Raw genomic sequence first — 10,811 nt, 5'->3', positions numbered from 1 at the left:
CATCCTCGCCGACAAGGGCTACCGAGGTCACAATGCGCCACCCGATTACAAGTTCAGGGTGTTCATCTCAGGCCAGAAGCGGCGCGTGACGCCCAGGATCAAACGCGAGCTGCGCCGGCGCTCGGCCGTCGAGCCGGTCATCGGCCATCTCAAATCCGAGCATCGCATGGGGCGCAACTACTTCTGGTACCGCAAGGGCGACGCCGCCAACGCCGTCCTCGCCGCCGCCGGATACAACTTCCGCCGTCTCATCCGCTGGCTGGAGCTTTTGTTGCACCAAATCCTGGTCAGGCTCATCCTCCGATTTCAGCTCGTCCCAAGCTGAAATCAGACTTCTTCACGGGCGACTCAATAAAATCAGCATATTATAGCGTTTTCAACGGCTTACGTATCCCGAACGCTGGAAAATTAGGATACATTAGAGTATACACGGTTAGTCCCAATTCCTACCGGATCGAGCCGTGACCGACAAACCCGACATACCTTACCTCATCGAGCAGAACGGCTGGTGGCATTACATGCGCCGCGTGCCGCTTCACATGCAAGACCTCGACAAGACGCACAAGCGCTTCGTCAAGGCGGCGCTCAAGATCAAGAAAGAGGATGATCCCAAAGGCCGCGCCGCGCGCAAGGCCATCGAGATTATCGACAACGAGACGCAAGCCTACTGGCGGGATCTGGTCGCCGGCCGCAACGCCGATGCACGCCGCCGCTATCGTCTCGGCGTCAAGCGGGCGCAACAGCTCGGCTTCGTTTATGCCTCGCATCAGGAGGTCGCTAACAGCACACAGCTCGATCAGGTGCTCCGGCGCATCGAAGCGCTCGACAAGTCCGGCTGGCGCGATCCCGTCACCCAGGATGCGATGCTCGGCGGCACCGTGGTGGCGTCGTCGGTGCTGCTGTCCGAATTGGTCGATCAGTACATGCGGCTGCCGAGCGTGCTGCTCTCGTCTAAATCCGGCGGCCTGAAGGGCAAGAGCGAGGAGCAAATCGCCAAATTCCGCAAGCATCGTGAGAAGGCGATTGAGCTGCTGATCGCGCAGATCGGCGACAAGGACATTCTTTCCCTCTCCACCGCAGACGCCAACAAGTTCACCGATTGGTATTTGCAGTACATCACGGTCAACGCGCTCGGCACCGATGGACCGCGCAAGCATATCGACGTGATCCGCAAGATGATCCGTTCGATTTGCGAGCGTGATCGGCTGACCGATCCCGACGCGTGGGGCAAAAATCCCTTCCCGCGCCATGAGGGCAAGCGCAACGCCTTCTCGATTGCGTTCGTCAGGGACGTGAACCGCCCCGATTGACGGCGCCCTAGTACTGCGACCCACATCGGCCCTTTGAGCAAGCAGGCCGATGCCGAAGGAACCGACGATGCTTGCTCGGCACAATTCCACTTCACCACGGGCGAACGACGAGCCGATCACAGAGGCGCGCATCAAGCGCGCGCTTCTTGTGGTGGCGCGCGTGATCAGCGAATGCGACAGGCCGGAATATGGTCCGTTGCTGGAACGGCTTGAGCGCGAATTGCAGATGTTCATGGAGGGCCGCGACCCGGTCTCGCGGGCGCGCGCGATCTTGGCGGAACATTCGGACAAGGCGGCAGCGCAGGAGCCTGAGAACGAGACCACATAGAAAAGCCGGGCGCTGCGAGCCACAGCGACCGGCCATATGTGGGACACTCAAACCAACCCACATATGGACCAGCGCGCGAAAGGTGGCAAGCCCCGGCCTCCACAAGGGAGGCCACGCCGTGAGCGACAAGAAGCCAAGACGCGCGGCGCGCAAGCGGGAGCGCTTCGCGGGCGAGACACCGGAGCAGATCGCGGCCCATATCGAGATTGACCAGCGCTACGCGCGCAAGAGCCGGGGCGCGCCGCGCTCGCCGTACTGTCGCCTCGCGGCCTTCCGCCTGCGCGATCTGGCGAGGCTGTTCCGCGCCCGCTTCGGTGTCACCTTGCCCGACAATGCTGAAGGTCGCCTGTGTCTCAGGGTAGCCGGGCAGCATCTTCTCCATCGCTTCCTGCACCGGGGCTCGGAGGCATCGATCATCAACTATGCGCGCCAGTGGGCGCCATGGTGCGATGACCCGGCGGCGCTCGCGCGCCAGGTCGCAGCTCGGCCTGAAATGTGGTCGGCAGACCACCTCGGTGAAGTTCTTGAACTCGACATGGCCGAGCGGCAGGCGCTCGGCATCACCACCATCGGAGCTTGGGACCTCAGCGTGGCGGAACGCATCGAACGGCGCAAGGAGCGGAAGCGCCAACGCGAGCGCGACCGCTACGCCGCGAGGCGCACGGGACAGCCGCGTGGGCGTCCCCGGAAAAATGTCTGCCCAGCAAGAGACGTGGGAGACCCGGAAACTGTCTGCCCACCAAGAGAGAAAAATGTCTGCCCAGCAAGAGAGGCGGAAAATGCGTGCCCAGCAAGACAGAAAATGTCTGCCCAGCAATCTCTCTTATTGCTGGACAGGGATTTATTTGGCTCGACGGAAGAGACGAGCACCTGTCGCGACGAAGGGGGGCGCGGCGCGACCGCGCCCCCCATCCCTCCCGGCCCCGAACCTGTGGATGGCCGGGCGGTGCGTGTTATCGTAACGGGTGCCCGCTGCGATCTGGTGTTTCGCTCACGGGCCGACGACCGGCCATACATCGAGGAGGTGCGCCGCACTTGCATCGCGGGCTACCCGGACCTGCGTGCGGTCGCGATCTACGCGCACGAGCAGCGCGCCGAATGCGAGCTGGCCTTCTCGCATCGCAACGACGATGGAGAGTGGGTGACCTCATGGTGGTCCGACTTCGGCCGCGAGCCCGAGGACGAGGCACCGTCATGAGCAACAGTCATGGCTTCACCCTTGGCATGATCGCCGAATATCGCGGCCAGAAATACCGGCTGATCGATGTGAGGCCGTATCGTCGGCTCGACGGTCGCGACAGCCAGATCATGGTCTGGCGATCCCGTTGCATGACGTGCGGCGCTCTGTTCGAGACCACCACGCCGTTCCGAGAATTGACGAAGGCAACGCGGCGCTGCTCGGCGCACGTCCAAAGGACGCGGCAGAACGTCCGCGCGGTTGTCGAGGCGTATGTGGCTGGCACGCTCAAACTTGCGGCACCGCCGGAGACCTCCGACACCAACAGAGATGCGGGCCGGAGCGCACCGCCCGCCTATCATGCGACCAACCGGGTGCGCGTGCGCGGTCAGCGGCTGTCGCCCATCATCTGGCAGGGCAGGCAGTGGGCGGTCACCAAGCACGGCATCGAATGCCGCGACGGCACCTATGCCATCGCGAAGTCTCGGCTCTGGGAGGGCTGGGAGCGGCACATGGCCGAGAAGGAATGGGTCGATCAGGCGGACTTGGCCGAGGCGCTGCGCATTGCGCGCCAAGTCCATGCCAAGCAGGCACCGGGCACAATGTCCCAGCGCACCGGCAAGCGCGGAAGGGCACCAACATGAGCAACCGAGCCCGACGCCGTCGCGATGTTGCCCGCTTCCGGCACGATGCAGCCGGCGGCGCGTTGCTGACCTATCTCGTCCCGCCCGGCGATGTCAGGCTCAATGCGGCGCCGCTGTTGCGGACCGCCGCCGACAACTGGCTCGACGCGCTTACGACGCGGGTCCGAACCTGCATCATTTGCGCGTCGTGGCTCGCGACCCGGCAGGGCGTCGGCGCGTTGCTGTTGAGTACGCCGGCCGTCCCCAATCCAAGCAGCGCCGCCGTCGCGGCCATCTGCTCAGGATGTTGGCGCGCCGATTTGCCGCTCGCCGCGATTGATCACGCGGTCGAGCAGACCTTGCGATCGGTGATCCCGAACGGGAAGCTCGAACCCTTGATCGCACCACGATGCGCGCCCCGCCCGTGAGTTTATTTGAGATGGCCGACACCGAAGGGCGGGCAAGGGCCGGACGCATCAGCGGGCTCCGCAGCGGCGCCGATAGCCCAGCGATTATCGTCGCGACGCCGGTCTCGCCGCTCGATCGGCGCGGCCGTCGCCTGCCGCATACCCTCGAAGCGATCAGCGAGCGTAACCGGCTGCTTGCCGAAGCCGCTGAGATATTCATGCCGGACCTGTCGGCATCGATGCAGGCGGAACGGCTCCATCGCGCGATCCTCAGATACCAGCTCGGCGGCTGGCGCCGGCACCGCACCGAGGACGAATGCCCGGCGCGTCTCGTCGGTCGCATCGAAGCATTTTGCTGGCAGATATTGCGGCTGCACGATCATGCGCCCGCGACGCGGAGCATCAGGCGCGCGCTTGTTTTGCGGTAGGCTTTTCGTGGCCAACGTTCTCCGTCAGGCTCTCGCGGAGACAACAAGCGAGGCGACCATGGCACCGCGAATGTTCAACACCCCAATCGGCTTTCAGAAAGTCACCCCTGCCGAGGCACAGGCCGCGTTCGATGCGATCAACGCGCCGTTGGCCGCAAACTTCATGGTCCACCAGATCGGAGACGTTGCCGACACATTGCCAGATGGTCCCCGATCGAAGCTGTTTTCCCTTCGGCAACGAGCGGCGGACGCGAGAGCGCTCGTGTTGCCGCTCTCGGACGAACTCCGGGAGGCGCGGCTTGAGAAGCAGCGCGCCGACATTCGGCTCGCGCAATTGAAACTGCGTCGTGGCGAAGGCGGCCCCGATCTGGACGACGACGACTTGCAGGTGCGCGAAGTCCGCAAGAGGATCGCGCACCTCGACAGCGAGCTGACGAGGCTCTCCACCCGCGCCGCGCGCGACCTGATCGACAAGCTTGTCGAGCACGACGAGCCGGTCGAGGTGTTCTGCGTTCACGATGCCGATGCATCCGGCACCATGATTTTCCAAACGCTACAGGAGGAAACCAAGGCGCGGGGTGCGCGCAGGATCAACATCATCAATCTTGGTCTCGAACCGTGGGAGGCGGTCGAGATGGGACTTGAGGTCGAGACCGTTGAAGAAAAGGAGCGGCTCAAGCCTGTTGCCGATTATGTCCGCGAACGGGATGACGGCCCCGATTGGGAACGCTGGCTGCAGACCAACCGTGTCGAACTGAACGCGATGACGACGCCGCAACTCCTTCACTGGCTCGACCGCAAGATGGCCGAGCACGGCGGCGGCAAGCTGATCCCGCCGACGCATGTGCTGGAGCAGGAGCTTGCAGTTCGCATCGAGAGGATTGTCCGCGAGGCGATGACCGAACGCATCCTGCGCGAGGCCAATCTCGATGAGCGGATCACCGCAGCCCTCGCGGCGATCAGGACGCCGGCCGGTGCGGCGCTGGCGCGGGACATCGCGCGGCTGTTCAAGCGGCAGTCCGACCGGGAATGGAGGGACCTCATCAGGGACGTCGCAAGCCGGCTGGCGGAGGGCGCTTAGGTTGGCCCGCGCCGGCCGGCGATGCGCCGTTAGCGCCACTCCTCCCCGCGCTACCGCTTCGGGCGCCGGGTTCAATCTGCGAGAAGGTGCCTTCGCTCTAATCCTCAACCCTTGGCGGCGCGGCGCCCTACTCGGGAGAAATATCCGCGCTTGCAAACAGAGCCGCCTTTTTGCGCCATGCCGCCGACGCGCCCTTCCTGTCAGGTATCCGCTCAATGAGATCGCGTTTCGCCAGCCTGAGGAATACCTCTTTCATCGTGTTCTCTGATGTGATGCCCGTCAACTCTCGCGCAGTCCGATTGTTTATCTCTTCGTGGTTGGCCAAGTAGTCCATTACGCTCTCCTCAGGCGAGGCCAGCTTATCGTGCCTGATTTCCACGACTACGGAGTTTTCAGTCTCGCGAATTACTGGCGGTTTCAGTCGCGATTTTTTCATCGCGTCGAAAGCAGTGTTGAGCCCTTCGCCAATATCCTTGTTCGGAGGATCAGGGAATTTATGGATCAGGCGAACCAGAACACCGTTCCGCGAAAACTGGGTTTTCAGGATATTGCGTGTGGTCACATGGCCGGGAAGACGACCGGGGCTTTCGACCTCGATGCGATCTTCAAAAACTCTGATTTGCACATCCGTGGCGATGCTGTAGTCGCGATGCACGATAGCGTTCGTGACGATTTCGTGTAGCGCCTCATCTGGGTACACAACGGGTTCAAAGCCTTTTGGGCCAAGTCTTTGGATGCCCTCCACCATCGCGACCGTCCTTTTGACAGCCTCGTAGATCAGGTCATAGGTTGTTCCCTCGATGGTCTCTGGATCGCCCGCGAGCGTGTCTCGTGTTCCAACTGCAGCGGTCGTTTTGTACCGGAAAAGCTTGACGCCGGACTTCGGCAGTAAAGCCTGAGGCTCTTCGGCAAACAGCAAAATCCCGGCCACCACCGGTTGGTTGTTTCGTGAAAGAGCTTGCTTCCTCACAAACACAACGGGGGTTTGCATTGGAACGACTTGCTTGATGAAAACCGAGAGATTGTCCGACTTCGTGAGCACGGTCAGGTCAACATTCACGGGTTGTTTCTCGTAGCTGACGATGCCCTTATCAAGCTCCAGGCGGCGCAATGCCTCGACGCCCTTTACTTCGAGGTTTTGAGCACCCCTTCTGACGAAAACCTTCTTGTCGTGCGCTCGGGCAATCTGAGGGGTTCGCTGCACGGTGATATGCAGCACGACCCCGACCGAGCCGGGGCACGATAGAAACTCGTACGAGTACTCGGCACCGAGCGGAAACAGCGCTTCCAGCGATTGAAGATGGCCATTCGCGGCTTCCTGATCGCGGAAGCCGTGCCATGTCCGGACCTTCACCCCCAAAAGCTCTGTCTCTCCGATCCCAACATACAGATCGCCACCGGCGGAATTCGCAAATGCCGAAACGGTGCGGCCAAGTTTCTTGGTTGAGACCCCGATTGCCTTCAGTTCGGCGAAGTGTCCTTCGTCCATAGCCAACAACCGGTCGCGTTGCTCGCCGGCGATTTCAATGAGTTCTATACCTGTGGCTGCCATAGCACCCATTATGCCGGGAACAATCGGTGTCACCAAGCCAGAAATGTAATAAATTCGGTGGAAACCACCTGTTATTGCCAAAAAAACCGGTGACTTTCACCAGAGGACCTCAAAGCGACGGCTCCCGTCAAGACAAGCGACGCCAAGGTCTCAAAACGATGCTCGATAATGAATTTATAAGCAAAAACAATGTTTTACTGCATCCCAAAACGGTGGCTGGTTTTTCCCGAATATCACCAGCAACCGGAGCAAGGCAGTGCAAATCCCGAAACCCTTCACGGTCCTCCAGCCGATAGCCGGCGAGAACCCGAAGCCGCTTTTCATCCTCCACGCCTATTCGCTCGAACAGGCCCGCGCGATCGCCGCGTCCAAGGTCGCGGGCGAGACCATCGTCGTCGGCCCGGTACCGCGAGACGGAGCGCCAATGATCCCCGATACCCTCAACGGGCTCCCGGCAATGGCCTGCGTCTCAGCGATGCAGAAGGCGATCAGGCGCAGCATGGAGCGCGAGGCCATGGAGTTCGCCGTTGAACTCATGCACACGTCCAAAGCCTTCCACACCATGGTCTGTAACCGGCTCGAAATCATCTGCCACGAGGACCTCGATACATTGGCGGCGCCGCATGTGTTTCCGTTCGTGGCCGCTTCGCTCGCGGCATCACGGGACCGCTACAGCAAGTCAATCGGCGAAGCCCGGCTGACGGTTGGCAATGCGAGCCGCCGCGCCGCGTCCGCGTCGATGCCGCGCCAGCGATCGGACAGCCGGTAGACGTTCGCAAGGCGCAGCCCCGGCGCGACATCGATCAGGCCGAGGTTGTCGAGGGCCTTGATCGCGGGAGAGACCGACTTGCGCCAGATGCCGTGATCCCGGTGAAAGCCGGTATAGCTCACCGCCGCGCAGCTCCCGCCGCCGATCGCCTGCTCGATCGCGGCGAGGACCCGCCGCGCGCCCGGAGAGAGCGCCGCATAGGCCGGAGACTTCTCACGATCCGCCATCGTCCGCCTCCGTCGATCATGCGAAGAACCATGCGAGCGCGACCATGGCGACGACAAGCGCCACGAAGATGGCAGCCTCGATCGGCGACATCCTCCACATCGCGCACCGTCCTGTGCGGGACGGAACGATAATTTACCGCGATGGGGTGATTGGCAAATATCCAGGCACATCGGCGTCGCACGTACCCCGCGTTTTCTATCGATCCCAGAGGACCCGTAAGGCAATTGCGGAGGGCCGCCATTCTTCGACGGTCCGCCATCGCGCGGCGCACGTCGGCACCGGACGCGCAGGGTGCATCTAAGACGATTTAAAGCCGCGCCCAACCCAGAGCAGGCTATATCCCAATACGAACAGCAGACCGCAGGGAACGAGCGCCCAAGCCGCTATCACGCCACCTGCATAACCCCAGCGGCTCCATCGCCGCTCCCAAAACTGCGATGCAATGTAGTTCTTATCTGCTTCGTTGTACTGATCATGCATGTAGAGGTGACTGCCGTCAGGCATTTCAACCACGGCCATCGAGCGTTCTTTGTCCCACTGAGCTTGATCGCTTCTCTGGACCGGAAAGAATTCGACGCTCAGTTTTTCAGCGGCTGGCGAACGCATCGTGTCGTAGAAGGGCTTGCTCCAATCGATCTTCCACGGCTCTATGCCGCCCTTCGTTTGCCCGGACGGTTGAAACGACCCGCGTACAGTATCCGGCGAGACAATAGTGTAGGCGATGAAGCCTGCTCCTATGATCCAAAAAACAGAGATCAAAATCCAAGCCCGAAACAATCCGCGACCGACGTTCATAGACAGCCCTTTCACAACCCTCATCCCAAACCGCCGTCAGCAGGTCATCAGGAAGGCCGCTCATTGCGGTGGTGAAGCCTGCGCTGCCGGTGGCGGGCATACCACCGCTTTCCAGCCGACCTTACAGGCCCACTCGTTGTAGGCGGCAAAACCTTGAGCCACCGCGCCTATGGCGGCGAACACCGTCGCGACGGCAACGATCACCGCTACCAGTTCCTGTCGCCACGTCAGATCGAGCGGCCGGCGGATTTCGACCGGCTTGCCGTGCCAGTAAAGCTCGCCCTTCGCATCAACTCCAAGCGCATCGATCTCACCGAACGCGATCGTTCTGATGCCTTTGGGCCATGTCGACTTATCGGCTGGCCGAAACGGCGCCTCTTTTAGCTCTTGATCGCGATCATCCATTGAAAGCCCCGGCTACCCCACGCGAGAAGCGTAGCGCCATTCGGTTGCGGGCTAAGGTTGTTTTCCGAGATACCCACAGGCTCAGGAGCCGGCGGCAGGCCGCAGCGTCGAGCGCGTCTCCATCGCGGCGACCCGGCGACGCGGCAGGCGAGGCTAGAGCGCGTCCGCCGAAGCTGGTAAGGACAACCGACCGGCCCGCCAGAAGGCCGCTCAGCGGCCTTCTAAAGGCGTCTCAGCGGCCTTCGGTTTAGGATACACGTCGGGATACATGAAAAACACGGCCGGAAAAATTACTTCGTAATTTCAAGTAGCTTATCCCGGTCGCCAAAAGCGACTTCTCCCACAAGGGGAGAAGGAAAGCAGTTTTCGACTACGCCACCGCCCCCGCGGCGCGCAGCTTGCTGATCGCGGCCTCGTCATACCCCGCCTGGCGCAGGATCTCGTCGCTGTGCTCGCCGACTTCCGGCGGCTTGCGCGGCTGCACTTTCTTCTCGCCGTCGATGAAGATCGGGCTGTTGACGGTCAGCATGGTGTCGTTCTCGAACCGCACCAGCACCTCGTTCTCGATCATCTGCTTGTCATCAGGGATGTCATCGAGGATGCCGACCACGCCGAACACGAGGCCATTGCCGTCGAGGATCTTGCGCCACTCGGCGAGATCCTTTGTCGCAAATACTTGGTCGAAGATCTTGATCAGTTCCACCGAGCGCGCATGGCGGCCGGCCTTGCTGGCGAAACGCTCGTCGGTGACGAGGTCCTCGCGGCCAAGGCAGCGCGCCAGCGTCGGCCATTGCCGCTCCTCGTTCAGCAGCGAGAGGATGATCCAGCGGCCGTCCTTGCACTTGTAGTGGTTGGTCACCGCGTTCAGCGCCTCTTCGCGCGGCTTGCGCTTGGAGAATTTCGCGCCGCAAAGCTTTGCCTGCGCCAGCACGCTGTTGGCCCAGACGCCGTTCGCCATCAGATTGGTCGAGACATGCGAGCCCTTGCCGGTGCGCTCGCGCTTGAACAGCGCGGTGACGATCGCGCCGTAGAACGCCATCGCACAGGGGTGGTCGCCCATGCCGGCAACGGAGCGCGCCGGCGTGGTGTCCTCATCGGCGCGCACCAGGTCCATCAGGCCGGAGCGTGCCCAATAGGCGTTGCTGTCGAAGCCCGGCTTGTTGGCTTCCTCACCCTTTTCGCCATAGCCGGTGAAGGAAGCGTAGATCAGGCGGTCGTTGAGATGGGCGAGGTGATCATGCGTGATGCCGAGCTTGGCGCGCACCTGCGGCGGCATGTTGGTGATGAAGACATCGGCTTCAGCGACGAGCTTGTACAGCACTGCCTGCGCCTCCGGCTTGGTGAGGTCGAGCGCCAGGCTCTTCTTGTTGCGCGCTTCCAGCATCCAGGCGAAATTGTGCTCGGTGTGGGGATAGCCAGGCAGGTTCGGCAGGTTGCGGTAGGGATCGCCGGCCCCGGGCGGCTCGATCTTGATCACGTCGGCGCCGAAGTCGGACAGCACGGTCGCGGCCGCGGGCGCGGCAATGAAGCTCGCGCAGTCCAGAACCTTCAAGCCTTCAAAGATGCCTTTTTCCATCGTGCCGTCGCTCCCGTGACGTTTGTTCTGTTGTTCGTGAGGCGGAATTACCGCTGCCGATGATCCCGAGGGAGGGGCATTTGACCCATATGAGGTGCGGGATGCAACGGCCGAGAAGCCGTCGGGTGGTCA

General features: G+C 62.0%; 13 protein-coding genes and 1 pseudogene. 9 read left to right on the top strand and 5 right to left on the bottom strand.

The features are described from left to right. The 8 genes and pseudogenes from K288_RS0128665 to K288_RS0128630 form a co-directional block, all read left to right on the top strand. Positions 1–325: pseudogene (locus tag K288_RS0128665) on the top strand (IS5/IS1182 family transposase); the annotation flags it as partial. A gap of 136 nt (positions 326–461) precedes the next feature. Continuing rightward, positions 462–1,310, top strand: coding sequence for a hypothetical protein (locus K288_RS0128660; RefSeq protein ID WP_027582656.1), 849 nt, complete (start codon positions 462–464; stop codon positions 1,308–1,310). 67 nt (positions 1,311–1,377) lie between these two features. Then, the gene (locus tag K288_RS0128655) at positions 1,378–1,638 is read left to right on the top strand and encodes a hypothetical protein (protein ID WP_152535719.1); all 261 of its coding nucleotides are present in this window, start codon (positions 1,378–1,380) and stop codon (positions 1,636–1,638) included. Positions 1,639–1,756: 118 nt separating this feature from the next. Continuing rightward, positions 1,757–2,836 carry a hypothetical protein gene (locus tag K288_RS0128650; protein ID WP_152535718.1) on the top strand — a complete coding sequence of 360 codons (1,080 nt, stop codon included), beginning with the start codon at positions 1,757–1,759 and terminating at the stop codon, positions 2,834–2,836. Continuing rightward, the gene (locus tag K288_RS50920) at positions 2,833–3,459 is read left to right on the top strand and encodes a hypothetical protein (protein ID WP_051334783.1); all 627 of its coding nucleotides are present in this window, start codon (positions 2,833–2,835) and stop codon (positions 3,457–3,459) included. The genes K288_RS0128650 and K288_RS50920 overlap by 4 nt, the downstream gene beginning before the upstream one ends. Continuing rightward, positions 3,456–3,866 carry a hypothetical protein gene (locus K288_RS0128640; RefSeq protein ID WP_027582652.1) on the top strand — a complete coding sequence of 137 codons (411 nt, stop codon included), beginning with the start codon at positions 3,456–3,458 and terminating at the stop codon, positions 3,864–3,866. The genes K288_RS50920 and K288_RS0128640 overlap by 4 nt, the downstream gene beginning before the upstream one ends. An 11-nt stretch (positions 3,867–3,877) precedes the next feature. Continuing rightward, positions 3,878–4,273 carry a hypothetical protein gene (locus K288_RS0128635; protein ID WP_152535717.1) on the top strand — a complete coding sequence of 132 codons (396 nt, stop codon included), beginning with the start codon at positions 3,878–3,880 and terminating at the stop codon, positions 4,271–4,273. Positions 4,274–4,331: 58 nt separating this feature from the next. After that, entirely contained in the window at positions 4,332–5,354 is a 1,023-nt protein-coding gene (locus tag K288_RS0128630) for a hypothetical protein (protein WP_027582650.1), read from the top strand. A gap of 127 nt (positions 5,355–5,481) precedes the next feature. On the opposite strand, the gene K288_RS46825 is transcribed toward K288_RS0128630, so the two are convergent. Next, the gene (locus K288_RS46825) at positions 5,482–6,906 is read right to left on the bottom strand and encodes an ATP-binding protein (RefSeq protein WP_051334785.1); all 1,425 of its coding nucleotides are present in this window, start codon (positions 6,904–6,906) and stop codon (positions 5,482–5,484) included. Between the two features lie 256 nt (positions 6,907–7,162). On the opposite strand from K288_RS46825, the gene K288_RS52705 reads away from it, so the two are divergent. Then, entirely contained in the window at positions 7,163–7,675 is a 513-nt protein-coding gene (locus K288_RS52705) for a hypothetical protein (protein ID WP_152535715.1), read from the top strand. Here the strand turns inward: K288_RS52705 and K288_RS0128615 are convergent. The 4 genes from K288_RS0128615 to K288_RS0128595 all read right to left on the bottom strand — a co-directional run bounded on the left by K288_RS0128615 (position 7,576) and on the right by K288_RS0128595 (position 10,679). Then, complete coding sequence (locus tag K288_RS0128615; RefSeq protein WP_027582648.1) at positions 7,576–7,902, bottom strand: hypothetical protein; 327 nt, start codon at positions 7,900–7,902, stop codon at positions 7,576–7,578. The two genes, K288_RS52705 and K288_RS0128615, sit on opposite strands and share 100 nt — an antisense overlap. A 298-nt stretch (positions 7,903–8,200) precedes the next feature. After that, the gene (locus K288_RS0128605) at positions 8,201–8,698 is read right to left on the bottom strand and encodes a hypothetical protein (RefSeq protein WP_152535714.1); all 498 of its coding nucleotides are present in this window, start codon (positions 8,696–8,698) and stop codon (positions 8,201–8,203) included. A gap of 60 nt (positions 8,699–8,758) precedes the next feature. After that, positions 8,759–9,103, bottom strand: coding sequence for a hypothetical protein (locus K288_RS0128600; protein ID WP_027582646.1), 345 nt, complete (start codon positions 9,101–9,103; stop codon positions 8,759–8,761). 370 nt (positions 9,104–9,473) lie between these two features. Continuing rightward, positions 9,474–10,679, bottom strand: a complete 1,206-nt coding sequence (locus tag K288_RS0128595; protein ID WP_027582645.1) for a CoA transferase — start codon at positions 10,677–10,679, stop codon at positions 9,474–9,476. Positions 10,680–10,811 lie beyond the last annotated feature (132 nt).

The organism is Bradyrhizobium sp. Ai1a-2 (assembly GCF_000426245.1).
In the GTDB taxonomy this organism is placed as follows: Bacteria; Pseudomonadota; Alphaproteobacteria; order Rhizobiales; family Xanthobacteraceae; genus Bradyrhizobium.
The sequence above is the reverse complement of the archived record's forward strand: the minus strand, read 5'-3'. Positions and strand labels throughout refer to the sequence as shown.

Excerpts from the sequence above, each read along its gene's own strand:
- K288_RS0128655 (WP_152535719.1), top strand. The coding sequence starts at position 1,378 with ATGCTTGCTCGGCACAATTCCACTTCACCACGGGCGAACGACGAGCCG.
- K288_RS50920 (WP_051334783.1), top strand. The coding sequence starts at position 2,833 with ATGAGCAACAGTCATGGCTTCACCCTTGGCATGATCGCCGAATATCGC.
- K288_RS0128640 (WP_027582652.1), top strand. The coding sequence starts at position 3,456 with ATGAGCAACCGAGCCCGACGCCGTCGCGATGTTGCCCGCTTCCGGCAC.
- K288_RS0128635 (WP_152535717.1), top strand. The coding sequence starts at position 3,878 with ATGGCCGACACCGAAGGGCGGGCAAGGGCCGGACGCATCAGCGGGCTC.
- K288_RS0128630 (WP_027582650.1), top strand. The coding sequence starts at position 4,332 with ATGGCACCGCGAATGTTCAACACCCCAATCGGCTTTCAGAAAGTCACC.
- K288_RS46825 (WP_051334785.1), bottom strand. The coding sequence starts at position 6,906 with ATGGCAGCCACAGGTATAGAACTCATTGAAATCGCCGGCGAGCAACGC.
- K288_RS0128615 (WP_027582648.1), bottom strand. The coding sequence starts at position 7,902 with ATGGCGGATCGTGAGAAGTCTCCGGCCTATGCGGCGCTCTCTCCGGGC.
- K288_RS0128605 (WP_152535714.1), bottom strand. The coding sequence starts at position 8,698 with ATGAACGTCGGTCGCGGATTGTTTCGGGCTTGGATTTTGATCTCTGTT.
- K288_RS0128600 (WP_027582646.1), bottom strand. The coding sequence starts at position 9,103 with ATGGATGATCGCGATCAAGAGCTAAAAGAGGCGCCGTTTCGGCCAGCC.
- K288_RS0128595 (WP_027582645.1), bottom strand. The coding sequence starts at position 10,679 with ATGGAAAAAGGCATCTTTGAAGGCTTGAAGGTTCTGGACTGCGCGAGC.